Here is a 26,217-nt window from a genome sequence, read left to right on the forward strand (position 1 = left end):
ACCATGCGTTCGTGTTTGTCGACGGGGCGTACCGGCCCGCTCACCGGGGCGCCGACGTCGGGTCGAGCCCGCCCGGACGCCTCCGGTGCCCCCTGCGGCGCTGCCGATTCGGCCCAGCGGAGCCTGGTCAGCGGGTCGGGCCTACCATGCCGGTCATGAGTGAAGGTCGGTCGAGCGAGTCGGGTTTCCCGATCAAGGCGGTCTACGGCGCCGCCGACGTACCGGGGGATCTGGAGACCCGGCTCGGTGCGCCCGGTGAGTTCCCGTACGCCCGGGGCGTCTACCCGACGATGTACACCTCGCGGCCCTGGACCATGCGCCAGTACGCCGGCTTCGGCACCGCCACCGAGTCCAACGCGCGCTACCACCAGCTCCTCGCCGCCGGCACCATGGGCCTCTCGGTCGCCTTCGACCTGCCCACCCAGATGGGCTACGACTCCGACCACCCGATCGCGCACGGCGAGGTCGGCAAGGTCGGCGTGGCGATCGACTCGGTCGAGGACATGCGCACCCTCTTCGGCGGCATCCCGCTGGACAGGGTCTCCACCTCGATGACCATCAACGCCCCCGGCTCGGTGCTGCTGCTCCTCTACCGACTGGTGGCGGAGGAGTCCGGGGTGCCCGGCTCGGCGCTGAACGGCACGATCCAGAACGACATCCTGAAGGAGTACATCGCCCGGGGCACCTACATCTTCCCGCCCAAGCCGTCGCTGCGGCTGGTCGCCGACACCTTCGCCTACTGCCGCGAGGAGGTGCCGAGGTGGAACACCATCTCGATCTCCGGCTACCACATGGCGGAGGCCGGGGCGACCCCGGTGCAGGAGATCGCCTTCACCCTGGCCAACGGCCTGGAGTACGTCCGCGCGGCGCTCGCCGCCGGCTTGGCCGTGGACGACTTCGCACCCCGGCTGTCGTTCTTCTTCGTGGCCCGGACCACCCTGCTGGAGGAGGTGGCGAAGTTCCGGGCCGCCCGGCGGATCTGGGCCAACCTGATGCGGGACGAGTTCGGCGCGCGGAACCCGAAGTCGCTGATGCTGCGCTTCCACACCCAGACCGCCGGGGTGCAGCTCACCGCCCAGCAGCCGGAGGTGAACCTGGTCCGGGTCGCCGTGCAGGGCCTCGCGGCGGTGCTCGGCGGCACCCAGTCGCTGCACACCAACAGCTTCGACGAGGCGATCGCGCTGCCGACGGAGAAGGCGGCCCGGCTGGCGCTGCGTACCCAGCAGGTGCTGGCCTACGAGACCGACCTGACCGCCACCGTGGACCCGTTCGCCGGCTCGTACGTGGTGGAGTCGATGACCGACGAGATCGAGGCGGGGGTGCGGGAGCTGATGGCCCGGGTCGCCGAGTACGGCTCGGCGGTGGAGGCGATCGAGGCGGGCTTCCAGAAGCGCGAGATCGAGTCGTCGGCGTACCGGGTGGCGCAGGAGATCGAGTCCGGTGACCGGGTGGTGGTCGGGGTCAACCGGTTCACCGTCGACGAGGAGGAGCCGTACCAGCCGCTCCGGGTCGACCCGGCGATCGAGGCGGCCCAGCGGGAGCGGCTGGCCCGGCTGCGGGCCGACCGGGACGGCGGCGCCGTCGAGCGCGCCCTCGCCGACCTGCGCACGGCCGCCTCGGGTACCGGGAACGTGCTCTATCCGATGAAGGAGGCGCTGCGGGCCCGGGCCACCGTGGGTGAGGTTTGCGGCGTGCTGCGCGAGGTATGGGGGACGTACCGGCCCAGCGACCGGTTCTGACCGCGGCGGAGATCTCCGGGCGGCTCGTCCGCCCGCTGGGCAGGTGCCCCTTTCGGGTGGATCGGCGGCCTCTGGAGTGCCGGCGCGGTTTTTCGGGTATCGGGAGGTGGTCGGGCCCGGCCGGCAGATGACGGACAGCCAGTGCGCGGCCCGTTTGACACGGACTGTCACCCTGGAGGACCCCCGCCACCCCACCCGGTGGTGTTCCACCCTCGTCTGCCCGAGGACCGTCGGACAACTCGACAAATCGGGCAGGTGGCGTTGCTGCCGAGCTAGATCGTGACCGGTGAAACCGTCACGCGTTGTAGGAGGTGTGGCACAGATGGCGGGGTCTGATGGCGGGATAGGTAGCCCTCCGTACGTTGCCGAGCGCTTCTACCAGGGCTTTCGTGACGCTGTGCTGTCTGATCACTACCAGAACGAGGTTGCGCAGCGTCACCGTCGGCGGTCTAGGCTGTCCGAGTCCCATCCCATCCACAGTGATCGAGAATTCGACGTGACGAGTGCGTTGCAACTGCCGACCGGCAGCCAGCCGGCGTCGTCGGAATCCGAGACGCCGCCCGGGGCCGAGCCCCTGCCCTTCGGGCTCGACCGGACGCTCGACGTCCGGCTGCCCGACCTGATCGCGACCCGCCGGTTCCTGCACGCCCACCCGGAACTCTCCGGTCGGGAGTTCGACACCGCCGCCCTGATCGCCCGGGAACTGGCACTCGCCGGCCTGGAGCCGCGCCTGCTGCCGAAGGGCAACGGGGTGATCTGCGACATCGACGGGCGGGCGTCCGGACCCGTGGTCGCACTCCGGGCCGATCTTGACGCACTGCCACTGACGGACGTGAAGGACGTACCGTACCGGTCCACCGTGGAGGGGGCCTGCCACGCCTGCGGACACGACGTGCACACCACGGTCGTGCTCGGGGTGGGTCTGCTGCTCGCCCAACTCGCCCGGCGGGGTGAGCTGGACGGGCGGGTCCGGCTGATCTTCCAACCGGCCGAGGAGATCCTGCCCTGCGGCTCGCTGGAGGTCATCGAGGCCGGCGGGCTGACCGACGTGACCCAGATCTTCGCCCTGCACTGCGACCCCAACCTGCCGGTCGGGCAGGTCGGCCTCCGGGTCGGCCCGATCACCGCGGCGGCGGACAACATCACCGTCCGGCTGGCCGGGCCGGGCGGGCACACCGCCCGGCCGCACCTGACGGTGGACCTGGTCGACGCGCTGGGCCGGCTGGTCACCGAGGTGCCGGCGCTGGTCAACCGCCGGGTACCGGCGAACAGCGGACTGCTGCTGGTCTTCGGCCAGGCCTCGGCGGGTACCCAGTACAACGTCATCCCGAACGAGGCGATGGCGGCCGGCACGCTCCGGGTGCTCGACCGGGACACCTGGGACCAGGCGCCGAAGATCGTCGCCCAGGTGGTCCGGGACGTCATCGCCCCGACCGGCGCCACCGTGGACATCGAGTACCTGCGCGGGCGCCCGCCGGTGGTCAACGACGCCGGGGCGATCCGGGTGCTCACCGCCGCCACGGCGGCCACGGCCGGCCCGGCCGGGATCGCCGAGACCCCGCAGAGCATGGGCGGCGAAGACTTCTCCTGGTATCTGGAGCACGTACCGGGCGCGCTGGCCCGACTCGGCGTCGGGCGGGCGGCGGCCAACGTCGACCTGCACCGGGCGACGTTCGACGTGGACGAGCGGGCCATCGGGGTCGGCGTACGGCTGCTGGTGCAGACCGCGCTCAAGGCCCTGGCCGGCTAGTCCCGGGTACGCCGGGCACCGCGGCGGCGGCTCCCGGCGTACCCGGAGAAGTGGCTCAGTCCGGCGGGGCCGACGCCTGGGCCGGGACCGTGGGCGCGGTCCGGGGTGGGGCCGACGGCCCCGGCCGGGAGCGCCGCCTGCGGAGCCGGCGGAGCAGCCAGACCACCCCGAGCACCGGCAGGCCCAGCCCGACGGCCCACGGCAGCAGCGCGCCGAGCACGGTGAGCAGGACCCGCAACGACACCACGAACGCCTTCCAGCCGCCCTCCAGCCCGGCGAGGAACCCGGTCGCCGGCTCGTCGTCCTCCGGCACCTGTGCGTTCGGCCCGAGCAGGATGGCGGTGACCGTGGAGAGCGCGGTCAGGTCGGCCAGCCGGCGCTTCTTCGCCTCCAGCGAGGCGAGATCCGCCTCCCGCTTGGCCAGCTCGCTCTCCAGCATCACCAGCTCGGAGAGGGACTTCGCCTGGGCCAGCAGCCGCCGGCCGCTCTCCACCCTCGCCTTCTGGGTGGCGATCCGGGCGTCCAGGTCGAGCGTCTCCTCGGTGACGTCGTCGCTCTTCACCTCCCGGCGCAACTGCTCGCCGAGCCGGGCGATCTCGTCCACCACCGCGCTGAACCGGTCGGCCGGGACCCGCAGTTGCAGGGTCGCCTCGGAACGCGACGCGTCACTGCTCCGGTCGTCACCGCCGACGAAGCCACCGGCACCGCTCACGATGCCCACCGCCCGGGCAGCCGCCGCCGCCACGTCGTCCACCCGCACGGTGACCGAGCCGGTGTAGACGATCGCCCGCTGGCCCACCCCCAGATCGGTGGCGGGTTCCTTCGCCGGCTGGCCGGCCTGCGGCTCTCCGCCCCCGGCCAACGGCACCTCGGCCGCACCGGGCTGTGCCCCCTGCTCGGCACCGCCGGCCGGGGCGTCCGCCGCCGAGGTGCCGGCGGCGTCGCCCCCGTCGGCGCCGCAACCGGCCAGCGCCAGGGCGGCGGCCAGCGCCACCGCGCCCAGCAGCCCGGCCAGCCGGCGCCGCCCCGACCCGGCCACGGCCCCGCCGCGTCCGGCCAGGATCCCGCCGCGTCCGGCCACCGTCCCACTTCGTCTGGTCATGTCCCCTCCGTTCGTCCGTCCCCCGTAGAGGCGTTCCGTCAGACGCGCCGCGAAGTCCACCCGGTTCCGGCAGACTGCGCTGGGGACATCACGATTCGGTGACCGAGGAGTCTCGATGCGACTGACCAGGAACGCGTCCACACTGGACGGGGCGGCCGGCGACACTCCCGCCCGCCCGGTGCCCGCAGCCCTCGGCGGCTGAATCCCGGAGAATCAGGACCATGCCCGGCCTCCCTCGTGACCTCGTGGAACGGCTCTACGCCGCCCCGCCGGACGGCTTCGTCGCGGCCCGCACCGAGGCGGTCGCCACGGCCCGGGCCGCCGGTGACCCGGCCACGGCCCGGGAGATCGCCAAGCTGCGCAAGCCGACCGTGGCGGCCTGGCTGGTGAACCTGCTGGCCCTGCGCCGCCCGGAGCTGATGGCCGAACTGGTCGAACTCTCCGCCGCGCTGCGCGGCGCCCAGCGCGAACTGCGCGGCGACCGGCTGCGGGAACTCTCCGCGCAGCGGCGGGGCGTGGTGGGCGCGCTGGTCGGCCAGGCCCGGACCCTCGCCGAGGAGACGGATCCCCGGCTGGCCGCCGGAAAGCTCCCACTGGCCGAGGTGGAGGCGACCCTGAACGCGGCGCTGGCCGACGTCGAGGTCGCCGAGCAGGCCCGGTCCGGCCGGCTGGTCCGGGCGACCAGCTACGCCGGCTTCGGCGAGGTACCCCGACCGCAGTTGCGACTGATCGTCGGCGGTCCGGACGCCGACGAGCCGACCGGCGGCGCCGTCGACGAGTCGGTCGGGGAGGCCGCCGAGGAGGCCGTTGAGGAGTCCACCGAGCCGGGCCGTCGCGCCCGGACCGGTACCGCGCGGGGCCGGCGTGCGGAAGGCGGGGCGGCGCGACCGGAGGGTGCCGGCGGGCGGGGCAGCTCGACCGCCGAGCGGGCGGCAGCCCGGGCCGCCCGGGCCGAGGAGTCCGCCCGGGCCGCCCGTCGCCGTACCCTGGACCGGGCGCTGGCCGAGGCGCGTACCCGGCAGGAGCGGGCCGAGGCGGAGTTGGCCGAGGCGGTGGCGGCCGAGCGGGACGCCGTGGCGGCGCTTCACGCGATCGAGTCCGAACTGGCCGAACTGGAACGACGCCGCACCGCCGCCGAACAGGAGTCCGGCCGGCGCAAACTGGCGCGGCGGGCCGCCGAGCGGGGCGCGGTCGCCGCCCGGCGCTGGGCCGGCGAGGTGCAGGCGGCCGTCGAGGCGGCCGCGGAGGACGGCGACGATACGCCCTGACCCGACACCACCGCCCTACCACCACCACCGCCGCTTCCGCCTCGGACCGTCCGGAGTGCTCCCGGCGGGGGCGCGGACCCGTCCGGCCGGAGCCGCCCGGCGAGTCGCTTCGGCGCGGCTGGCGGCCGGGGCTGCCCAAATGCCGATCCGCGAGGCAGACTCAACCGGGTGACGCGGGCGGAACCCGGAACTCAGACCGGAAGGCAGTGTCGTTGACCCCCGAGCAGGCCGCCGGTGCGGCCAGGCCGACCGTGCTGAAGCTGGGCAGCGCCTTCATCGAGTGCCCCCGCACGTTGCGCCGGGCCCGCCAGATGGGCATCTCCGGCTGGGCGTTCCTGGTGACCGGCCGAGGCGCGGTCCTCGGCGACGTACGCACCGAGACCGTCGCCGCCGCGATCGGCATCCTCTCGCCCGACGCGGTCGCCGACGGCTGGGAGACCGCCGTCCGGGTGGCCACCCCGAGCGCCGTGGCTGAGGTCAGCCGGGCCGAGTGCTGCCGCTGGGGGATCGACTACCTGGCCGGCTTCCCGCCGATCGCCCGGCTGATCGAGCTGGTCGAACCGGTCGTGGTGGCCGCCGACGCCACCGGGATGCCGCTCTTCGCGGCCTGGCGCGGCATGCCCGTACCGGCGGACGCCGCCCCGGCCGCGCGGGCGGCGGTACTGCTGCACCTGCTCTTCGAGTACTACTCCGGGGCCAGCCTGATGGCGGTACGCGCGGCCGGGATGACGGCGATGGAGATCATCCTCGCCGGCCCGGAGGGCGAGTCCGGCGCGGTGGCGTACGGCTGGTCGCCGCCGTACCCGCCGGTCGGGCCGCTGGTCCGGCGGCGGCTCTGGGCCGAGTCGGTGGCCGACCGGATCGTGGCGCAGGCGTACGGGGTGCTCGACCCGGCGGAACGGGTGGAACTGGTCAGCCTGCTCGGTGCGGCGCTGACCGGGGTCCGGATGTCACCGCCCAACCTGGACTGACCACAGGCCGGGACTGACCACACCCCGGGCGCGCGACCGCCGTGGCCCCGCCGGACTGCGGCGGAACCACGGCGTCCCGAGCGCCCGGCGACCGGGCCGGGCGGTCACGACCAGCGGAACAGCTTCGCGGCCAGGCCACCGAAGAGTGCGATGGAACCGACCAGCACCGCAAGGTGCAGCGGCTGGGGCCAGTCGCCGGCCCAGGTGTCCTGGAGTGCCTGGGAGGCGGCGCCGAGCGGGGTGAAGTCGGCGATCCGGCGTACCGCCTCGGGCATCAGCGGGCCCGGGGTCCAGACACCGGCCGCGAAGAGCATCGGGTAGTAGGCGACGCTGCCGATGCCCATCGCGGCCCGGCTGGTCGGGGTGAAGGCGGCCACCAGCAGGGCCAGCGCCACCATCGAGGCCGAACCGAGCACGAAGGCGGCGAGCATTCCGGGTACGTTCGGCCGGGCCTCGATCCCGAAGACCAGCCGAGCGGCGAGCAGCGCCAGCGCCGAGCCGACCAGCAGCGCGGCCACGTTGACAGTCAACTGCGCCACCAGCAGCCGGACCGGCGAGACCGGGGTGGTGGAGAGCCGGCGAAGGATGCCCTTCTCCCGGTTGCTGGCGAGCGTGCCCAGCAGGTTGACCAGGGCGACGGTGCCGATCGCCAGGGCCAGGGTGATCGGCAGGTACACCTCGATCGGCTTTCGGCCGCCGACGTCCGCGCTCGGTTCGTTGAAGCCCGGCATGGCACTGCCCAGGATCAGCAGCAGGGCGGCGGGGAAGATCACCGCGAAGAAGGAGCCCAGCGGGTCCCGGACGAAGAGCTTCGCCTCGGTGACGATCAGCTTGCCGGTGCTCCGGCCGGCGGTACGGCGTCGGTCTGCCCGGCCGGTGGCGCCGGACGGAACGGACTCGGGCAGGGCGGTGGCGTTCATCAGAATTCCTCGATCCTTCGGGTTCGCTCGGGTGGGGGTCAGTTCGGGCTGCTGGCGGTCGGACCGGTCAGGGCGAGGACGGCGTCCTCCAGGGTGGGCCGCGCGACGCCGGGCACCTCGGCCCGGGCCACCAGCTCGGCCGGGGAGTCGAGCGCGACCACCTCGCCGGACCGGATCACGGCCAGCCGGTCGCAGAGCCGCTCGGCCTCGTCCATGAAGTGGGTGACCAGGACCACCGTGACGCCCCGGTCCCGGACCTGGCGGACGAGCTGCCAGGTGTCCCGGCGCGCCTGCGGGTCGAGCCCGGTGGTCAACTCGTCGAGTACCGCGATCCGGGGGTTGCCGACCAGGGCGAGCGCGACCGAGAGCCGCTGCTTCTGCCCGCCGGAGAGCTTGCCGAAGACCGTGTTCCGCTTGGCGGTCAGCCCCAGCTCCTCCATCAGCGCCCGCCAGTCCGCCGGCTCCGGATAGAACGAGCTGTACAGGTCGAGCGCCTCCCAGACCTTCAGCCGGTCCGGCAGGTGGCTCTCCTGGAGCTGGATGCCGACCTGGCGGCGCAGTTCGGTGCGGTCCCGGGTCGGGTCGAGCCCGAAGACCCGGATCGTCCCGGCGTCGGCCCGGCGCAGCCCGGTCAGGCACTCCACCGTGGTGGTCTTGCCGGAGCCGTTGGGGCCGACGATCCCGAAGATCTCTCCGGCCCGTACCTCGAAGGAGACGTCGCGGACCGCGACCTGGTCGCCGTACCGCTTCTGTAGGTTGCTGACCTCGATGACTGTCATGGCAGAAACGCTAGGAATTCGCGGCGCCGGCCGTAATGCGTCCACCTGCCCGGCCGGGGTGCAGCTAACTACACCCCGGCCGGGCGTCTGGCAGCAGTCCGCCCGAGGCGCCCGGCGGCCAGACTGGAGGCATGTCGCGCCGGTACGCTCTCGCGTTCGTCCGCAACCTCGCCCAGACCGGGCTGGGGCTGCTCGGCCTGCTGATGTCCGTACTGCTGGTGGCGGCGGCCACCCTGGTCGTGCCGTACCTGCCGGCGGCCCGGGCCGCCAAGCGGCTGACGGACCTGGGTCGACGGCTGGCCGGACGCTGGGGAGGCGTCCCCGTGCCGGTCGAGCACCGCCCGGGACCCCCGGTGCCGCAGCGCCGGGCCGACGGCTGGTACGTGCACGAGAACGAGCTGTACCGCTCGCCCCGGCTCCCGGCGTACCTGATGGAACTCACCTGGCGTGGCGAGGACCCGGCGCTGCTCCGCGAGTGGACCTGGCTGCACCTCACGCCCTTCGCCGGCGGCCTGGCGACGCTGGCACCGCCGGTGCTGGCCGGTGCCGGGGTCGGACTCGGCGTGCTCGGGCTGACCGGCGGCGCGGCCCCGGTCGTCGGCTCCCCGCCGCCGGCGCTGGCGCTGGCGGCCGGGCTGGCGCTGGTCGTGCTCGGCTTCGCGGTCGCGCCGCTGACGCTGCGGCTGCACGCCGGGTGGAGCCGGCTGCTGCTCCAGCCGTCGTCGCAGTGGTCCTGGTGGCACCGGTCCGGACTGGCCCGGGTGCTGAGCCGGTCCTCGGCCGCCACCTGGCACGGCGCAGGTCTGGCCGGGCTCGGCTTCGCGGCGTTCGGCGGCTTCCTGCTGAACCTGCTGACCCTCCTGCTCACCTGGGGCGGGCTCTCGCCGCAGGTGTCGAGGCTGACCCGACCGCTGGTGAGCCGCTACCGCCGCTACGTCCGCGCCTGGGCCGGTGTGACGATCCCGGAGCCGTACCGGCCGTATCCGGCGCCGCCGAGCCGGGAGGGGGACGGCCGCTACCGGGTCGGCCGGACCCTCTACGACGACCGGGCGACGGCGATCCGGGCCCAGGCGTACGGGTGGACGCTCGGCGATCCGGCATTCTGGCGCGACCAGCTCTGGATGGTCACCAATCCGCTGCTCGGGATGCTCGGCCTGGTCCCGGCCGCCCTGGTCTCGGTGGGGCTCTACGGGCTGGTCGGGCAGCCACTGTGGTGGTGGCCGTGGGCGGTGCCGGTGGGGCTGTTCAGCGGCGAGTGGGTGACCCCCTGGTACATCTGGTACGGCGTCACCCACGTCGCGCCGGACCTCGCCGGGATTCCCGGCTGGACCAGCGCCCTGTTCGGCCTGGTGCTGGCCGCCCTCGGTGCGCTGCTCGCCCCGGCCCTGCTCCGGCTGCGCCTGCGGTACGACCGGCTGCTGCTCGCACCGACCCGGTCGGCCGAACTCGCGCTGCGGGTGCGGCAACTGACCGAGACCCGGGCCGACGCCGTCGACACCCAGGCGGCCGAGCTGCGCCGGATCGAACGGGACCTGCACGACGGGGCGCAGGCCCGGCTGATCGCGGTCGGACTCAACCTGGCCGGGGTGGAACGGCTGATCGAGGAGGACCCGTCGGCCGCGCAGGCGTTGGTGGCCCAGGCCCGGCAGGCCTCGGCGACCGCGTTGACCGAGCTGCGCGACCTGGTCCGGGGCATCCATCCGCCGGTACTCGCCGAGCGGGGTCTGCCGGACGCGCTCCGGGCGGTGGCGCTGGACAGCCCGGTGCCGGTACGGGTCACCGGTGAGCTGCCCGGCCGGCTCGACGCGCCGGTGGAGTCGGCGGCGTACTTCTGCGCGCTGGAGGCGCTGGCCAACGCCAGCCGGCACGGCGGGGCGAGCACCGTGGAGATCGACATCACGCACACCGGTACGACGCTGCGGGTCACCGTCGCCGACGACGGGCGGGGCGGCGCCGACCCGGCCCGGGGTACCGGGCTGCGCGGCGTGCGGCGCCGACTGGGCGCGTTCGACGGGGTGCTCACGGTGCGCAGCCCGGTCGGCGGCCCGACGCTGGTGACCGTGGAGATCCCCTGCCCGCTCCCGGGATAGTGCGGGAGCCGGGCGCGGGCGGTCGGGTCAGGCCGAGGCGGTGCCGGTGGGCCGGGAGCGCAGTTCGGCCACGTAGTCGTCGGGCGCGCCGGCCTTCTCCGCCGCGTTGGCGATCTCCGACAGATACCACGCGGTGGGGAGCCCGCCCTCGTAGCCGGCGAAGACGTAGACCCAGGCGGTGATCTCGCCGTCCAGGGTGACGACCCGGACGTGCAGCTTCCGGTACGTGCCGGAGGCCACCCCCTCGACCTCGTCGAGTTGGGCGGCGTCCCAGGAGTGCACGTCGTAGAGTGCGACGAAGACCCGATCGCCGGGCGACTCGACGATGGTGGTGACGGCGCCCTCCCAGCCGATCACCCCCTCACCGGCGAAGGTGAGCCGCCAGCCTTCCAGCCAGCCGGTGCCCACCATGGGTGAGTGCGGGCAGTAGGCCCGCATCCGGGCGGGATCGAGGTTTGAGCCGTACGCGGCGTAATGACGCACGGCGATGACGATAGCCCGGTGGAGGGGTGGGGGAGAATACGACCGTGCGTGTCGGACGGGTTCTGAGCAAGATTGTCACTGGAAGCAGCGACGGAGGGCGAGCACTGTGAGCCGGATTGTGATCATCGGCGGAGGCCCGGCCGGCTACGAGGCGGCGCTGGTCGCCGCCCAGTTGGACGCCGACGTGACGGTGGTCGAGAGCGACGGCGCGGGCGGGGCGTGCGTGCTGCACGACTGCGTACCGTCGAAGACCTTCATCGCCAGTTCCGAGGTGGTGACCGGATATCGGGACACAGAGGAGTTCGGGGTCCACTCGGACGGGCTGGACGCGATCACCGTCGACGCCCCGACCGTGCACGGCCGGGTCAAGCGGCTCGCGCTCGCCCAGTCCGCCGACATCCAGGCAAAGCTGATCAAGGCCGGTGTGACCTTCGTCTCCGGTCGGGCCCGGCTCGGCGAAGACACGCTCGGTCACACCCACCGGGTGCTGGTCACCCCGTCGGACGGTGACTCCACGTACTCGATGGACGCCTCGACCGTGCTGATCGCCACCGGCGCCAACCCGAGGGTGCTGCCCAGCGCGGTACCCGACGGCGAGCGGATCCTGACCTGGCGCCAGGTGTACGACCTGCCCGAGCTGCCGGAACGGCTGATCGTGATCGGTTCCGGCGTCACCGGCGCCGAGTTCGCCAGCGCCTATCTGGCGATGGGGGTGCAGGTGACCCTGGTCTCCAGCCGTGACCGGGTGATGCCGCACGAGGACCCCGACGCCGCGATGGCGATCGAGCAGGTCTTCCGGTCCCGGGGCATGGAGATCCTGAACAACAGCCGGGCGAACGCGGTCCGCCGCTCCGCCGACGGGGTCGAGGTGGAACTCGCCGACGGCCGGCTGGTGCACGGCTCGCACGCGCTGATGGCGGTCGGCTCGGTCCCGAACACCGCCGACCTCGGCCTGACCGAGTACGGCGTGACGGTGGCGCCGGGCGGCTACGTCAGCACCGACCGGGTCTCCCGGACCAACGTGCCCGGCATCTACGCCGCCGGTGACTGCACCGGCGTGCTGCCGCTGGCCAGCGTCGCCGCCATGCAGGGCCGGATCGCCATGTGGCACGCGCTCGGCGAGGCGGTCTCGCCGCTGCGGCTGCGTACCGTCGCCGCCAACGTCTTCACCGACCCCGAGCTGGCCACCGTCGGGGTGTCGCAGAACGAGGTGGACTCGGGGCGGGTCCCGGCCCGCCAGGTGATGCTGCCGCTGGCCGGTAACGCCCGGGCCAAGATGGCCGACGTGCGGGACGGCTTCGTCAAGCTCTTCTGCCGGCCGGCCAGCGGGCAGGTGGTCGGCGGGGTGGTGGTGGCGCCGAACGCCAGCGAGCTGATCCTGCCGATCACGATGGCGGTGGAGAACAACCTCACCGTCGACCAGTTGGCGATGACCTTCACCATCTATCCGTCGCTCTCCGGCTCGATCACCGAGGCGGCCCGGCAGTTGATGCTGCACGGCCTGGAGTAGCGGTCCGGGGAGTCTGCGGTGCCGGCTCCAGGCGGTGGTACGGATAGCTTTCGGGGCGGTGCCGACGCGGCTGTCGGCGTACCGTTGTCGGCGCGCGAGCCGTGTCCCGTCGGGTCCCCCGTTCCCGGTGGTCGAAGCGGTTCGCCACCGGGCCGCCGGCGGGTCCCGCGCCGGCGGCCCTCCCAACGGGCCCATCGCCTCCCTTGGGCAACCGCCCCGGCCGGCGCTCCACAGCGGCGGCGGAAAATGCGCTGCGCCGGTGCGACCGGCGGGAGTACCGTGGCCGCCATGCGCAGCGTGATGAGCGAGACGACGACGCCGGGACACCCCGGCGTGCCGCGCTGACGCAGACCACACTCGTCGACTGGCCCCGGGGCGATCCGCTCCGGGGCCTCGTCGTGTTTCCCAGATCGGCGCCGGTCCCGGCGGAGTCGCCGCCGGGTCCGTACCGATCCGGGAGACAGAGATGCACGACCACCGCAGGCTCGGCCGCGAGCTGGAGCTGTTCCACGCCGATCCGCTTTCCGGGGCCGGGCTGCCGGTCTGGCTGCCGGCCGGTGCCGCCGCCCGGCACAGCGTCGAGGAGTACGTCCGGGAGCTGGAGCGCCGGGCCGGCTACCAGCACGTCTACTCACCCCCGCTCGGCAAGCGCGAACTCTTCGCACTCTCCGGGCACCTCGGCTACTTCGCCGACGACATGTTCCCGGTGCTGCGCCTCTCCGCCGACGACGAGTTCGTCCTCCGGCCGGCGCTCTGCCCACACCACGCCCTGATCTACCGGGCCCGGGGCCGCTCCTACCGGGAACTGCCGCTGCGCATCGCCGAGCTGGGCGGGATGTACCGGCCGGAGCGGTCCGGGGTGCTCGGCGGGCTCAGCCGGGTACGGGCGATCTCGCTCAACGACGCGCACAACTTCTGCCCGCCGGAGCAGGTCGGCGCCGAGGTCGCCGAGGTGCTGGAGCTGATCCGGGTGGCGCACGCCGCGCTCGGGGTACGCCCGGCGGGGTTCCGGCTGTCGCTGCGCGGGCCGGCCGAGAAGTACGTCGGCGACGACGAGCAGTGGCGGCGCGCCGAGGAGCTGCTCCGGGCGGCGCTGGGCGGCCTGCCGTACGTCGAGGCACCGGGGGAGGCGGCGTTCTACGGGCCGAAGATCGACATCCAGGTCCGGGACGCGGCGGGTCGGGAGTCGACCCTCGCCACCATTCAGCTCGACTTCGACAAGCCGGCCCGGTTCGACCTCTCCTACGCCGACCGTCGGGGGCGGCGGGCCCGGCCGGTGATGGTGCACCGGAGCCTGGTCGGCAGCATGGAGCGGCTCTTCGCGTACCTGATCGAGGTGCACGCCGGAGCCTTCCCGGCCTGGTACGCCCCGGTCCAGGTGCACGTCCTCCCGGTCGGGCCGGAGCAGGTGGCGGCGGCGGAGGCGTTCCGCCGGGACTGCGTACTCGCCGGGCTGCGGGCCGAGCTGGCCGTCGACGGATCACTCGGTGCCCGGATCCGGGAGGCGGCCCGGCGGCGGGTCCCGTACGCGGCGGTGCTCGGCGCCCGGGAGGTGGCGGCCGGGCAGGTGGCGCTGCGGCTGCGGGACGGCCGGTCGGTGGAGCCGATGTCGGCGCCGGACGCGCTGCGGTTGATCGGCGGGATCGTGGCCGACCGCTCGGCGGACCTGCTGCCCTGAACCACGCCCCTGGCGGCGCGGCCCCGGTCGGATCGCGCTTCCGGTCGGGGCCGGGATCAGTCGGGGAGCAGGAGCACCAGCAGGGCGGCGCCGACGAAGAGCACCTGTTCGGCGGTGCGGATGCCGAGCGGGGTGGCCGGTCGACCGGCCAGGGTCAGCCCGTGCCGGGCGGCGTGGACGTTGGCCGGGAACATCGCGACCATCAGCAGCGCCAACCCGGCAGCGGTCCAGCGGGCGCTGGCCGGGACGAGCAGTCCGACCGCTCCGGCCAGCTCCAGTACGCCGGTCGCGGTGACCAGCAGGGCGGCTCGGGGCAGTGCCGGCGGCACCATCGCGATCAGATCGCGGCGGTGGCTCGGCGCGAAGTGCGCGTAGCCGGTGAGTAGGAACATCAGGGCGAGCCCGATCCGGAGGGCGGGCTGCCAGCCGTCGAGCGCGTCGACGCCGAGGAGCCCGGCGAGTCGGGCGCCGAGCGAGCCGGCGAGTAGGGCGATCAGCGGCGCCATGACGGTGTCCATTCCGGTCGAGGGGAACTTGTCAGCATCAAGATTGGCTCGTGCAGGGGCATCTTGTCAACAGCAAGATATGCTGCCGGGTATGACCGAGGAGGATGCCGCCGGGCGGCCGTACCATCACGGGAACCTGCGGCGGGCGTTGCTCGCCGCCGCCGCGACCGCGATCGAGGAGTCCGGACCGGCCGCGCTCAGCCTGCGCGACCTGGCCCGCCGGGCCGGCGTCTCGCACGCCGCCCCGGCGCACCACTTCGGCGACAAGGCCGGGCTGCTCACCGCCTTCGCCACCGAGGGCTACCAGATGCTCGCCGACACGCTGGCCCGGGTCCGCCAGGAGACCGACGGCAGCCTGCTCGAACTCGGCGTCGGCTACGTCATGTTCGCGGTGCGCCACCGGGCACACTTCGAGGTGATGTTCCGGCCGGAACTCTTCCACCGCGACGACGCCGGACTCGCCGCCGCCCAACAACGGGCCCGGGCGGCACTCCGGGCCGGGGTGGCCGGGCTGCCGGCGGCGCCGGCCGGCGAGGAGGCGGCACAGACCGAACTGGCCGCCTGGTCGATCGTGCACGGCTTCGCCACCCTCTGGCTGGGCAGGGTGCTCCGGCCCGACCAGGTCGGCGACGACCCGGAGACCGCCGCCAGGCTGGTGATCAGCCGACTCTTCGCCAAGTCCGGCTGAGCCGCCGCTCCGTCACCTCACCAGTTGGTGGGCAGCGGCATCCCCTCGGTGTAACCGGCGGCGCTCTGCACCCCGACCACGGCGTTGGCGTGGAACTCGGCGAGATCGGCCGCCCCGGCGTACGTGCACGCGCTGCGTACCCCGGCGACGATCTCGTCGATCAGGTCCTCGACGCCCGGCCGGTTCGGGTCGAGATACATCCGCGCACTGGAGATGCCCTCCTCGAAGACCCCCTTCCGGGCCTGGTCGTACGGGCTGTCCTCGGCCGTACGCGCGCTGACCGCCCGTGCCGACGCCATCCCGAAGCTCTCCTTGTAACGCCGGCCGTCGGCATCCGTGTAGAGGTCACCGGGCGACTCGTAGGTGCCGGCGAACCAGGTGCCGATCATCACGTTCGACGCCCCGGCGGCCAGGGCCAGGGCGACGTCGCGCGGGTGGCGTACCCCGCCGTCCGCCCAGACGTGCCGGCCCAGCTCGCGGGCGGCGGCGGCACAGTCGAGTACCGCCGAGAACTGCGGCCGGCCCACCCCGGTCATCATCCGGGTGGTGCACATCGCCCCCGGCCCCACGCCGACCTTGACGATGTCCGCACCCGCCTCGACCAGGTCCCGTACCCCCTCCGCGGTCACCACGTTGCCGGCGGCCACCGGGACCGGCGGGTCGAGGCTGCGTACCGCGCGCAGTGCCCGGAGCATCCGCTCCTGGTGGCCGTGCGCGGTATCCACCACCAGGGTGCCCACCCCGGCCTCGAAGAGCGCGGCGGCCCTGCCGGCGACGTCGCCGTTGATGCCGATCGCGGCGGCGATGCGCAGCCGGCCCTTGCCGTCCAGCGCCGGCCGGTACAGCGTGGCCCGGAGCGCGCCCCGGCGGGTCAGCACCCCGACCAGCCGGCCCTCGACGTCGACCACCGGGGCGAGTCGTCGCCGGCCCCGGGACAGCCGGTCGAACCCGGTCCGGGGATCGGCCTCGGCGGGCACGGTGTGCAGTTCGGTGGACATCACATGCCGCAACTGCGCGAACCGGTCCACCCCGACCGTGTCGGCCTCGGTCACCACGCCGACCGGCCGGCCGTCCGGGTCGACCACGATCACCGCGCCGTGCGACCGCTTCGGCAGCAGGTGGATGGCGTCTCCGACGGTGTCGGTCGGGCCGAGCGTGATCGCGGTGTCGTGCACCAGGTGCCGCTGCTTGACCCAGCCGATGACCTCGGCGACCACCTCGATCGGGATGTCCTGCGGCAGTACCGTCAGGGCTCCGCGCCGGGCCGCCGTCTCGGCCATCCGCCGGCCGGCCACCGCCGTCATGTTGGAGACCACGATCGGGATCGTGGTGCCGGTCCCGTCGCTGCTGGACAGGTCGACGTCGAGCCGGGACTCCACGGCCGACCGGACCGGAGCCAGGAAGACGTCGTTGTAGGTCAGGTCCTGGGTGGGCTTCCCGCCGGTGATGAACCGCACCTGGCCATCATGCCGGAGGACGATCCACCCGGCCCGACAGTCCCGCCGGTCCCGTGACCGGCCTCTCTGCTCGCTGACGCGGCGCCGGTGGTCGCTCGGCCGGACCCGGCCGTCCGCCGGCCGGACCCGGGCCGTCCGCGTACCGCCGGGCCGGGCGCCGGGCGGGTCAGCGGATGAGGCAGAACCGGGGCCGTCCGCGTAGCGCCCGCGCCGGGCGCCGGGCGGGTCAGCGGATGAGGCAGATGGCGGCGCCCGCGGTGACGACAGCGCCGACCTCGGCGGCCAGTTCGCTCACCACGCCGGCCTTGTGCGCGTGCAGCGGCTGCTCCATCTTCATCGCCTCCATGACGACGATCAGGTCCCCCTCGGCGACAGTGTCACCGTCGGCAACCGCGATCTTGACGATGGTGCCCTGCATCGGGGAGGTGAGCGCGTCTCCACCGGCGGTGACCCCGCCCGCCGCACCGGAGCGGCCGGCGCGCCGGGCCGGCCGTCGGGCACCGGCACCGGAGGTACCGGACGCGGCCGGAGCGGCGGCCGTGGCCGTACCCGTGGCATAGCCGGCGGGGAGGCTCACCTCCAGCCGCTTGCCGGCCACCTCGACCACGACGGTCTCTCGGGCGCCGGCAGGCTCGACTGCCGGCGCGGCCCCGGTGAACGCCGGCACCGTGTTGTCGAACTCGGTCTCGATCCACCTGGTGTGCACGGCGAACGGCGCGGAGGTGAACGCCGGGTCCCGGACGACGAGCCGGTGGAACGGCAGCGCGGTGGCCATCCCGTCCACCACCATCTCGTCGAGGGCCCGGCGGGCCCGCTCCAGCGCCTCGGTACGGGTCTCCCCGGTGACGATCACCTTGGCGAGCAGCGAGTCGAAGTTTCCGCCGATCACGTCACCGGCGGTGATGCCGGTGTCCACCCGTACGCCGGGTCCGGTGGGCAGCCGCAGCGCGGTCACCGTGCCGGGTGCCGGCAGGAAGTTCCGGCCCGGGTCCTCGCCGTTGATCCGGAACTCGATCGAGTGCCCGCGCGGGACCGGATCGGCGTCGAGCCGCAGCTTCTCGCCGGACGCGATCCGGAACTGCTCCCGGACCAGGTCGATGCCGGCCGTCTCCTCGGTCACCGGATGCTCGACCTGGAGCCGCGTGTTCACCTCCAGGAAGGAGATGGTGCCGTCCGCGCCGACCAGGTATTCCACGGTGCCGGCGCCGTGGTAGTCGGCCTCCCGGCAGATCGCCTTCGCGCTGGCGTGGATCTGCGCCCGCTGCTCGTCGGTCAGGAACGGCGCGGGCGCCTCCTCGACGAGCTTCTGGTGCCGGCGTTGCAGCGAGCAGTCCCGGGTACCGACCACCACGACGTTGCCGTGCTGGTCGGCGAGGACCTGCGCCTCGACGTGCCGGGGACGGTCCAGGTAACGCTCGACGAAGCACTCGCCCCGGCCGAACGCGGCCAGCGCCTCCCGGGTCGCCGACTCGAAGAGCGCCGGAATCTCCTCCGTCGTCCGGGCCACCTTGAGACCCCGGCCGCCGCCGCCGAACGCAGCCTTGATCGCCACCGGCAGGCCGTGCTCGGCCGCGAAGGCCAGCACCTCCTCCGGCCCGCTCACCGGCTCGGCCGTGCCGGGCACCAGCGGAGCGCCGGCCCGCTGCGCGAGATGCCGGGCGGTGACCTTGTCACCGAGGTCGCGGATCGCCTGCGGCGTCGGCCCGATCCAGGTCAGGCCGGCGTCGATCACCGCGGCCGCGAAGTCGGCATTCTCGGAGAGAAACCCGTAACCCGGGTGTACGGCGTCAGCGCCGGACCGGGCGGCGACGTCGAGCAGTTTGTCGATCCGCAGGTACGTCTCGGTCGCGGTCTCGCCACCGAGCGCGTACGCCTCGTCGGCGAGGGTGACGTGCAGCGCGTCCCGGTCGGAGTCGGCGTAGACGGCGACGCTGGCCAGTCCGGCGTCCCGGCAGGCGCGGACGACCCGGACCGCGATCTCGCCCCGGTTGGCGATCAGTACCTTGCGCACGCGGCTGCTCCTCCTCGAATCGCTCCCACCGTCACCGGCTCGCCGGGGGTGGCTGCCAGGGACGTTGCCAGGAACATTGTCACGATCCCGGTCGCCCCACCGCCCGGTGGGGCGGTGCGGCTCGGCCGGCCCGACCCGTCCCTGTGCCGCTCCACTGCCGCCCTGGCCCGTCCCTGTACCGTCCCTGACCCGTTCCCGTGCCGCCCGGCCGCCTGTGCCGCCGTGGCCCGTCCCCGGTCGCGCCCTCCGGGCTCGCGGCGGTCGGCGGTGGCTCGGTCAGCGACCCTGGCGGTACGCGCTCGCGTGGCAGTGGCCGGCACGCCAGCGGACGGCGTTGGTAGCTAGTCAATTTTGGCTATTACGCTTCTGGTGTGTCAGCTACCCGAATGATGATTCTCGGCCTGGTCCGGTGGATGCAACCGGTGCACGGCTATGACGTACGTCGCGAACTGCTGCGGTGGAGTGCGGACAAGTGGGCGAACGTCCAGCCCGGCTCGATCTACCACGCGCTGCGCAAGCTGACCGAGGAGGGACTGTTACGGGAGGTGGCCACCGAGCAGGTCGGCGCCCGTCCGGCCCGGGTCACCTACGGCATCACGCCGAAGGGCGAGGACGAGTTCCAGGGCCTGCTCAGGGGCAACTGGTGGAACCTCGGCGAGGTCGTCGACCCGTTCTTCGCGGCCTTCTCCTTCCTGCCCGCGCTGCCCCGAGAAGAGGCGTCCGCAGCGCTGCGTAACCGCGCCCGGCTGCTGCGGGCGGTCAACGACAGCCTGCGCGCGGCGATGGAGTCCGGCTGGATGAAGGAGGACAAGCCGGTCCACGTCGCCTGGATGTGGCAGTTGTCCATCGCCCGTGCGGAGGGGGAGATCAGTTGGTGTGAGCGGATCGCCGACCTGATCGACGCCGGGGTGCCGTACCTGCCGGAGGACTACGCGGAGAACATCGACTGGGCGCAGTACGCCCCGATGGCCAGCGAGGCGTCCTGGACCGGCGAGCGTCGGCCGTCGTCGGAGCCGCCATCGGAGCCGTTGTCCCAGGCATCGTCCGAGCCGCCGTCCGGCCCGTCGTCGGCGGGGTCGTCGGCCGCGCCGGTCCGGCCGTCCGCGGACGGCGAGGGCCGGACCTCCGACACGTAATAATCAACGTTGACTAGATGCGCTATATCGCGTTAGCCTCCCGGAAGCGTTGCGGTGGGCGCCTTCTGGCGTGCCCCGGGGGATGGGGCCGGTGGGGATGCCGGTCCGGCTGACCAGGAGCAGGCATGATCGAGACGAAGGGGTTGCGGAAGTCGTTCCGCTCCCGACAGGGCAGAGAGAAGAAGTCGGTCGACGCGGTCCGCGGCGTCGACCTCGTGGTGGCCGAGGGGGAGATCTTCGGCTTTCTCGGCCCGAACGGCGCGGGCAAGACCACCACGCTGCGGATGCTCGCCACGCTGATCGAGCCGGACGGCGGTGAGGCCAACATCGCCGGTGTCGACCTGCGGACCAACCCCGGTGAGGTGCGGCGACGGATCGGCTACGTGGCCCAGGGCGGCAGCACCTGGGACGAGTCGACCGCCCGCGAGGAGCTGGTCCTGCACGCCCGGATGTACGGGTTGAGCAAGGCCGAGGCGCAGCGACGCGCGGTACGCGCCCTGGAGGCGTTCCAGCTCACCGAGTACGCCGACCGCAAGTGCAAGACGTACTCCGGAGGCCAGCGTCGCCGGGTCGACATCGCGCTCGGCATCATCCACGAGCCGAAGATCGTCTTCCTGGACGAGCCGACGACCGGCCTCGATCCGCAGAGCCGGGCCCACATGTGGGACGAGATCCGTCGGCTGCGCGCCGAGGGCATGACCGTCTTCATCACCACGCACTACCTGGACGAGGCGGACGCGCTCTGCGACCGGATCGCCATCATGGATCACGGCGAGGTGGTCGCCGAGGGCACACTGGCGGAGCTGAAGCGGGAGATCTCCGGCGACGTGGTGCTGGTCGCCATCGAAGGCTCGGCCCAGGACGCCGGCAAGGTGCTGGAGACCGAGTCGTACGTCACCAGCCTGGAGACCTCCGACGACGGCACGCTCCGGCTCTACGTCAACGACGGGGCCCGGGACATGCCCCAGATCCTCCGCACGCTCGACGCCGCCGGGATCGCGCTCAGCTCGATCGAGCTGCACCGGCCCAGCCTCGACGACGTGTTCCTCACCAAGACCGGCCGCTCGCTGCGCGAGTCCTGACCACTCGCCGCGCGAGTCCCGCGCCTACGCCGCGAGTCCCGCGCCTACGCCGCGAGTCCCGCGCCTACGCCGCGCGAGTCCCGCGCCCACGCCGCGCACCGCCGAACAGGAGACTTTGATGAAATTCGCCCGCGACACGTGGTTGATCTTCCAGCGGCAGTTCCTGCTGCTGGTCCGCCAGCCCGTCTGGCTCTTCGTCGGCATCTTCCAGCCGGTGATGTACCTGCTGCTCTTCGCCCCGTTACTCAAGCCCGCGTTGCAGGCGTCGAGCAACGCGGAGGCGTACCGGATCTTCGTGCCCGGCCTGCTGGTGCTGCTCGCCATCTTCGGCGGGCTGTTCCAGGGCTTCGGTCTGATCGCCGAACTTCGGGCCGGGGTGATCGAACGATCCCGGGTCACCCCGGTCAGCCGGCTCGCCCTGCTGCTCGGCCGGTCACTGCGGGACGTGGTGTCGCTGATCGCCCAGGCGATCATCATCACCCTGCTGGCGCTGGCGTTCGGACTATCGGTCTTCATCGGGGACCTGCTGCTCGCGTACCTGCTGCTGGCCCTGATCGCGCTGATGACGTCGGCGCTGTCGTACGGGATCGCGCTGGTGGTGAAGAGCGAGGACGCATTGGCGCCGCTGATGAACACCATCGCCCAGCCGGTCCTGCTGCTATCCGGGATCCTGCTGCCGTTGACCTTCGCGCCCGGCTGGTTGCAGGGGATCGCCGACTGGAACCCGTTCTCCTGGGCGGTCGACGGTGCCCGGGCGCTCTTCGCCGGTGATCTCGGCAACGACGCCGTCTGGCAGGGACTGTCGGTGATGGCGGTGATCACGACGCTCGCCGTGGTCTGGGCCGCCCGCGAGTTCGCCCGCAGCGTCCGCTAGCTCCCCATCGGGTACGGGGTGGAGTCGGCTGCGGCGCCGGTTCCACCCGTACCCGTAGCGGCTGGGCCGCAGTCGGTGTCGGCGGTGGTCAGCGGCGGCGGGCCAGGGTGAGGCCGTCGGCGATCGGCAGCATCACCAGGTCGACCCGCTCGTCGGCGAGTACCGCCTCGTTGAAGTCGGCGATCGCCCGGTCGGCCACGGTCTCCGGGGCGAGGACCCGGCCGCCCCGCAGCACGTTGTCCACCACGAGCAGCCCACCGGTACGCATCCTCGGCACCAACTCGGCCCAGTAGGTCGGGTAGCCCGTCTTGTCGGCGTCGACGAAGGCAAAATCGAGGTGTGGCTCGGAGGGGAGGGACCGTAGCGTCTCGGCGGCCGGGCCGATCCGCAGCTCGATCCGGTCGTCGACCCCGGCCCGCGCCCAGTACCGGCGGGCGACCGCCGTGTACTCCTCGGAGATGTCGAAGCAGGTCAACCGCCCGTCGGCGGGAAGGCCACGGGCGATCGCCAACGAGGAGAGCCCGGTGAAGGTGCCGACCTCGACCGCCTGCCGGGCGTTCACCAGCCTGGTCAGAAAGGTGAGCAGCCCGGCCTGGTCCGGAGCGATCTGCATCCCGGCGTCGGCCGGCAACAGGGAGACCGTCTCGTCGATCAGCTCTCGGACCAGGGCGTCCGGCGGTGAGCCGTGCGCCAGGACGTACGCGTGAAGGTCATCGGTGAGCGGGATCGACTTCGTCGGCACCGCTCGACGCTATGCCAGGTTGGCGGCGGACGGTAGCGGTTCGGTCAGTGTGGGTCGTCCGCCGCTGTCGTCTCCGTCCCGAAGCCGGCACCGTTCGGGGCTGCCCGGTCAGTCCAGAGGTCGGTGATCCGCAGGTCGAGTTCGCCGAGCAGGTTGCGGAACAGCGGCAGGGAGAGCCCGATCACCGCCCCAGGATCGCCGTCCACCCGGTCGACGAACGGACCGCCCAGCCCGTCGATGGTGAACGCGCCCGCCACCTGCAATGGCTCGCCCGTCGCGACGTACGCGGCGATCTCGTCATCGGTGATTTCGGCGAAGTAGACGCCGGTGGCGGCGACCCGGGCCACCTCGCGCCCGGTCGACAGGTCGATCAGGCAGTGCCCGGTGTGCAGCACGCCGCTCTTGCCCCGCATCGCCTGCCAGCGACGGGTCGCCTCGTCCGCGTCGGCCGGCTTGCCGAGAATCTCCCCGTCGAAGGCGAGCACAGAATCACAGCCGAGGACGAGCGTACGGAGGTTGTGGTCGGGCTGCCTCCGGCTCTCGGCGCTGCTGCCGCTGTCGGTGCCGGCGCCACTGCCGCTGCCCGTGCTGGCGCCGCTGCCCGTGGTGGTGACATTGCTGGCGGTCAGGTCTGCGCCGAATCGCTCGGCGACGGTTCGGGCCTTCATCTGGGCCAGCGTGAGACTCAGCGCTTCGGGGGTCGACGGGTCCACCTGTGACTCGTCGACCCCGCTGACCAGCACTTCCGGCTCGATGCCGGCGGCCTGTAGGAGCTTGCGTCGGGCCGGGCTCGCCGAGGCGAGCACCAGGCGCAGCCGATTTTCCGTTCGCACGACGGCCAACGCTACCCGGCCCGACGAGGGCTACCCGCGCTCGGGCCGGGTGTGCGCATCGGTTCGGTTCGGGACGGTTCGTCTCCGGAGCGGCTCAGAGGCGTGGCTGCTGCCGTCGCCGTAGCAGGAGCACCACCAGCAGGGTCACCAACAGACCGAGTACGACAAGAGCTATCAGGACACCGATCAGGATCGTCGAGCCGGCGTTCGACTTGTTCTCCGGCTCTGGAGCGGCGTTGTCAGCAGGCTGCGTCTGGGTGGGGCTGGGCGCGGCGCTAGCGCTCGGGTTGGCACTTCCCTCCAAGGGAGGTACGTCGGCCGTCAGCGCCTTGACCAGGTTCAGTACGCCGTACCCGTACTCCTCGTCCCGACCCGGCGTTCCCTTGTCGTCGGCGGTAGCGGTGAGCCGATGTACAACTTCCTCAGCGGACAGATCCGGGAACTTGCTCCGTACGAGCGCAGCCGCCCCAGCCACGATTGCAGTTGAAGGGGACGTACCAGTGCCAGTGCGGTAGCGCCCGTTGACCGACGTGCTGTAGATGTCGACTCCAGGCGCGCTGAGGGCTAGTCTCTTGCCCGTAACAGAAATGTCGGCGTGTGCTCCTTTCTGGTCGGTCGCGCCAACTGCAACGACTCCCTCTGCGGCAGCGGGAAACTGGATTAAAAAGTCTCCCGGCCTGTTGCCGGCTGCTGCAACAACTACTATGTCCGCTTCGAATGCTGCTCGTAATGCTGCATTCAGGCGGGATGAAGATCCTCCTCCTGATGACAAACTAATGACATCAACCCGCTTCGATACAGCCCATTCGATGGCCTTGGCGGTATCGTCTGTATCGTGACTCTTGTTTCCGTTCCGTATTGGAACAATCTTGGCTTTTGGTGCGATTCCGAGGGCCCCGTTGCCCCCGCGGCCGTGGGCAGCTATCAGGCCGGCCATCCCGGTGCCATGGCCTCCGGGGTCGCTATCCTGACGACCGTTGCCGGAACCGCCGCCCTCCGTGACGGTGCCTGGTAAGAGATTATTGCGAAGGTCGGGATGTGGGTCGACGCCGGTGTCGATGACGGCAACAGCGACCCCTTCTCCTTGGCTAATTCTGTGCGCTTCGGCAACCTTCAAGTACCTGAGATGCCATTGATTGTTTCGCACCTGGTCGGCCTGAGCTACCCTGGCCGGGAAAACGGCGACGGCCGTGGCACAAAGGAGTGCCACGGCCGCGCGGGTCGTGCGAAGTCTCACCGCTTGTAACCAATCGCTGGGCCAGGGTCGATCCTGCCGCTATCTCGGCTGGGCAGCATGACCGGTGCGACTCCCTCGTCGGTCTCCCATGGATTATCCGGGTCCCAGTGTCGGTCGTTCTCGTCATTACTGCCCTGGGCACCAGTTCGCGCGCCTGGTCCCATCCCCACCTGACCGGGGCTGCCCATGGAGGAACGGCTCATGCCGGCACTCAGCCGCTGGCCAGCGCCGGGTGATATGGCGCCCGCGCCGTTACCGCCGATGACACCACCGACTGGGTTGATGCGCCGAGTTCCCCCCACTCCTGAAGCAGGCTGTGAGAGACCTGTGCCCGGTGTTCCACCGATCAGGCCGCCCGGAGGCATTACTCGCGGGCCCACTCCGACATTGGGGTTAAGTCCCGACTTGTTCAGTCCGCCACCCGGGGTGGGATAGCCAGGAGGCAGTCCGGGCGGCTTCGCCCCAGGGGGTGGCCCTGGCGGCCTGGCTCCGGGCGGGAGGCCAGGGGGAATCGGGGGCGTTGGCAGACCGGGGCCAGTGGTCGGTGGTGGCGGTGGAATGACACTCGGCGGCGTTGGCGGCACAGCTGGGGGAGCTATCGGTCCAGTACCACCGAGAATTGGGCCGGCACCAGGCACAGATGGCGTCGGAACGACAGTGTGGATGGCCGGAGTCGGTGGAGGGCTGTAGCTCGCGCCCCCACCCGCTGGCATCGGGACAACGGGCGGAAGCACCGGTGGGCTCGAACCGCCCATGGCGCTACTACCACCCGACCCACTTCCGCTACCAGTCTCATCTCTCGCATCCCCTGGAGTCTTGTACACCGGAGGTTTGCGGAGCTGTACCTGGGCGGTGGCGAGCTCGCTGCTGAGCCCGTACATGATGTGGCGAGCGCGCCAGTTCAGGTCTTCCAGGTCGGATTGGGTCGTCGGCTTCTGTCCGGCAGGCGGCCGGCCGTTGTTCGCCGTAACGGCCGCGTCGTACTGCTGCTTGGCCTGCTCTTTGGCGAGGTATTCCTTGTGAATCTCTTCAAGGTTCCTGCGCGACTCCCAGATCGCCTGAGTCACACCGGTGAGAGCCTGCTGGTTCGCGGCGGCCGTGTCGTAGACGCCCTGCACCGTTTGGATGAGGAAGTCGAGCCGTGCGACGTACGCCTTCGAAGCCTCGCTCTTCTCCGGTGGCCAGGCTTCGATCAGGTTCTCGCGGTACTGCTTCAATCGCGACAGGTGTAGTGAGCTGAGTTCAGAGGTCTTCCGCCAGCCGCTGACGTGCTGCCAGTGCGTATCCGTCTGTTGGTTGGCCAGCAGGTCCCACATCTGCTGGACGTTGTGTGACGTCCAGTTGGTCGTACCGGAGATCTG

At 72.2% G+C, this 26,217-nt stretch carries 20 protein-coding genes and 1 pseudogene; 11 read left to right on the forward strand and 10 right to left on the reverse strand.

From position 1 onward, the window contains the following. Positions 1-155: 155 nt before the first annotated feature. Together C6W10_RS09735 and C6W10_RS09740 are read left to right on the forward strand one after the other, a co-directional pair. On the forward strand, positions 156-1,739 hold the full coding sequence (locus tag C6W10_RS09735; RefSeq protein ID WP_107263799.1) for a methylmalonyl-CoA mutase: 1,584 nt from the start codon (positions 156-158) through the stop codon (positions 1,737-1,739). Between the two features lie 496 nt (positions 1,740-2,235). Then, the gene (locus C6W10_RS09740; RefSeq protein WP_107257792.1) at positions 2,236-3,489 is read left to right on the forward strand and encodes an amidohydrolase; all 1,254 of its coding nucleotides are present in this window, start codon (positions 2,236-2,238) and stop codon (positions 3,487-3,489) included. Between the two features lie 55 nt (positions 3,490-3,544). Here C6W10_RS09740 and C6W10_RS09745 read toward each other — a convergent pair whose 3' ends face one another. Continuing rightward, a complete protein-coding gene (locus C6W10_RS09745; protein WP_369938664.1) occupies positions 3,545-4,549 on the reverse strand; it encodes a DUF4349 domain-containing protein in 1,005 nt (334 codons plus the stop codon). A 263-nt stretch (positions 4,550-4,812) separates the two neighbouring features. Here C6W10_RS09745 and C6W10_RS09750 point away from each other — a divergent pair, with 263 nt between their 5' ends. Then, positions 4,813-5,859: a hypothetical protein gene (locus tag C6W10_RS09750; RefSeq protein ID WP_107257793.1), complete on the forward strand. Its 1,047-nt coding sequence runs from the start codon at positions 4,813-4,815 to the stop codon at positions 5,857-5,859. A gap of 212 nt (positions 5,860-6,071) precedes the next feature. After that, a complete protein-coding gene (locus tag C6W10_RS09755; RefSeq protein ID WP_107263801.1) occupies positions 6,072-6,830 on the forward strand; it encodes a hypothetical protein in 759 nt (252 codons plus the stop codon). Between the two features lie 104 nt (positions 6,831-6,934). Here C6W10_RS09755 and C6W10_RS09760 read toward each other — a convergent pair whose 3' ends face one another. Beyond that, a complete protein-coding gene (locus tag C6W10_RS09760; protein ID WP_107257794.1) occupies positions 6,935-7,750 on the reverse strand; it encodes an ABC transporter permease in 816 nt (271 codons plus the stop codon). A gap of 122 nt (positions 7,751-7,872) precedes the next feature. After that, positions 7,873-8,529 (reverse strand): annotated as a pseudogene (locus C6W10_RS09765) (ABC transporter ATP-binding protein); the annotation flags it as partial. A gap of 131 nt (positions 8,530-8,660) precedes the next feature. Here C6W10_RS09765 and C6W10_RS09770 point away from each other — a divergent pair. Further along, entirely contained in the window at positions 8,661-10,619 is a 1,959-nt protein-coding gene (locus C6W10_RS09770; RefSeq protein ID WP_107257796.1) for a sensor histidine kinase, read from the forward strand. Positions 10,620-10,646: 27 nt separating this feature from the next. Here C6W10_RS09770 and C6W10_RS09775 read toward each other — a convergent pair whose 3' ends face one another. Next, positions 10,647-11,102, reverse strand: coding sequence for a gamma-glutamylcyclotransferase (locus C6W10_RS09775; protein WP_101369614.1), 456 nt, complete (start codon positions 11,100-11,102; stop codon positions 10,647-10,649). Positions 11,103-11,208: 106 nt separating this feature from the next. On the opposite strand from C6W10_RS09775, the gene C6W10_RS09780 reads away from it, so the two are divergent. Then, positions 11,209-12,612, forward strand: a complete 1,404-nt coding sequence (locus C6W10_RS09780) for an NAD(P)H-quinone dehydrogenase (RefSeq protein WP_107257797.1) — start codon at positions 11,209-11,211, stop codon at positions 12,610-12,612. A 451-nt stretch (positions 12,613-13,063) separates the two neighbouring features. After that, positions 13,064-14,290, forward strand: a complete 1,227-nt coding sequence (thrS, locus tag C6W10_RS09785; protein WP_369938666.1) for a threonine--tRNA ligase — start codon at positions 13,064-13,066, stop codon at positions 14,288-14,290. 56 nt (positions 14,291-14,346) lie between these two features. Here the strand turns inward: thrS and C6W10_RS09790 are convergent, their stop codons facing one another. Beyond that, positions 14,347-14,796 carry a DoxX family membrane protein gene (locus C6W10_RS09790; RefSeq protein ID WP_107263802.1) on the reverse strand — a complete coding sequence of 150 codons (450 nt, stop codon included), beginning with the start codon at positions 14,794-14,796 and terminating at the stop codon, positions 14,347-14,349. Between the two features lie 91 nt (positions 14,797-14,887). On the opposite strand from C6W10_RS09790, the gene C6W10_RS09795 reads away from it, so the two are divergent. Then, positions 14,888-15,484: a TetR/AcrR family transcriptional regulator gene (locus C6W10_RS09795; protein ID WP_107263803.1), complete on the forward strand. Its 597-nt coding sequence runs from the start codon at positions 14,888-14,890 to the stop codon at positions 15,482-15,484. Positions 15,485-15,501: 17 nt separating this feature from the next. On the opposite strand, the gene C6W10_RS09800 is transcribed toward C6W10_RS09795, so the two are convergent. Continuing rightward, positions 15,502-16,941 (reverse strand): GuaB1 family IMP dehydrogenase-related protein, encoded by a 1,440-nt coding sequence (locus C6W10_RS09800; protein WP_107257799.1) that lies wholly within the window; start codon positions 16,939-16,941, stop codon positions 15,502-15,504. A 226-nt stretch (positions 16,942-17,167) separates the two neighbouring features. Further along, on the reverse strand, positions 17,168-18,952 hold the full coding sequence (locus tag C6W10_RS09805) for a biotin carboxylase N-terminal domain-containing protein (RefSeq protein ID WP_107257800.1): 1,785 nt from the start codon (positions 18,950-18,952) through the stop codon (positions 17,168-17,170). A 371-nt stretch (positions 18,953-19,323) separates the two neighbouring features. Between C6W10_RS09805 and C6W10_RS09810 the strand changes: the two genes are divergently transcribed. From C6W10_RS09810 to C6W10_RS09820, 3 genes are all read left to right on the forward strand, one after another. After that, positions 19,324-20,088 carry a PadR family transcriptional regulator gene (locus C6W10_RS09810; RefSeq protein WP_234361683.1) on the forward strand — a complete coding sequence of 255 codons (765 nt, stop codon included), beginning with the start codon at positions 19,324-19,326 and terminating at the stop codon, positions 20,086-20,088. A 125-nt stretch (positions 20,089-20,213) separates the two neighbouring features. Continuing rightward, positions 20,214-21,170, forward strand: coding sequence for an ATP-binding cassette domain-containing protein (locus C6W10_RS09815; protein ID WP_107257801.1), 957 nt, complete (start codon positions 20,214-20,216; stop codon positions 21,168-21,170). A gap of 118 nt (positions 21,171-21,288) precedes the next feature. Continuing rightward, on the forward strand, positions 21,289-22,044 hold the full coding sequence (locus tag C6W10_RS09820) for an ABC transporter permease (RefSeq protein ID WP_107257802.1): 756 nt from the start codon (positions 21,289-21,291) through the stop codon (positions 22,042-22,044). Between the two features lie 88 nt (positions 22,045-22,132). On the opposite strand, the gene C6W10_RS09825 is transcribed toward C6W10_RS09820, so the two are convergent. From C6W10_RS09825 to mycP, 3 genes are all read right to left on the reverse strand, one after another. Next, a complete protein-coding gene (locus C6W10_RS09825) occupies positions 22,133-22,786 on the reverse strand; it encodes an O-methyltransferase (RefSeq protein ID WP_107257803.1) in 654 nt (217 codons plus the stop codon). 44 nt (positions 22,787-22,830) lie between these two features. After that, entirely contained in the window at positions 22,831-23,619 is a 789-nt protein-coding gene (locus C6W10_RS09830; RefSeq protein WP_234361684.1) for a nucleoside triphosphate pyrophosphatase, read from the reverse strand. 94 nt (positions 23,620-23,713) lie between these two features. Beyond that, the gene (gene mycP / locus C6W10_RS09835) at positions 23,714-24,736 is read right to left on the reverse strand and encodes a type VII secretion-associated serine protease mycosin (protein ID WP_369938159.1); all 1,023 of its coding nucleotides are present in this window, start codon (positions 24,734-24,736) and stop codon (positions 23,714-23,716) included. Positions 24,737-26,217 lie beyond the last annotated feature (1,481 nt).

The sequence above is a fragment of the Plantactinospora sp. BB1 genome (assembly GCF_003030385.1).
Lineage (GTDB): Bacteria > Actinomycetota > Actinomycetes > Mycobacteriales > Micromonosporaceae > Plantactinospora.

Bases quoted from the DNA above. Each gene is read 5' to 3' on its own strand.
- C6W10_RS09770 (WP_107257796.1), top strand. From the start codon at position 8,661: ATGTCGCGCCGGTACGCTCTCGCGTTCGTCCGCAACCTCGCCCAGACC.
- C6W10_RS09750 (WP_107257793.1), top strand. From the start codon at position 4,813: ATGCCCGGCCTCCCTCGTGACCTCGTGGAACGGCTCTACGCCGCCCCG.
- C6W10_RS09790 (WP_107263802.1), bottom strand. From the start codon at position 14,796: ATGGCGCCGCTGATCGCCCTACTCGCCGGCTCGCTCGGCGCCCGACTC.
- C6W10_RS09760 (WP_107257794.1), bottom strand. From the start codon at position 7,750: ATGAACGCCACCGCCCTGCCCGAGTCCGTTCCGTCCGGCGCCACCGGC.
- C6W10_RS09815 (WP_107257801.1), top strand. From the start codon at position 20,214: ATGATCGAGACGAAGGGGTTGCGGAAGTCGTTCCGCTCCCGACAGGGC.
- C6W10_RS09795 (WP_107263803.1), top strand. From the start codon at position 14,888: ATGACCGAGGAGGATGCCGCCGGGCGGCCGTACCATCACGGGAACCTG.
- C6W10_RS09735 (WP_107263799.1), top strand. From the start codon at position 156: ATGAGTGAAGGTCGGTCGAGCGAGTCGGGTTTCCCGATCAAGGCGGTC.
- C6W10_RS09820 (WP_107257802.1), top strand. From the start codon at position 21,289: ATGAAATTCGCCCGCGACACGTGGTTGATCTTCCAGCGGCAGTTCCTG.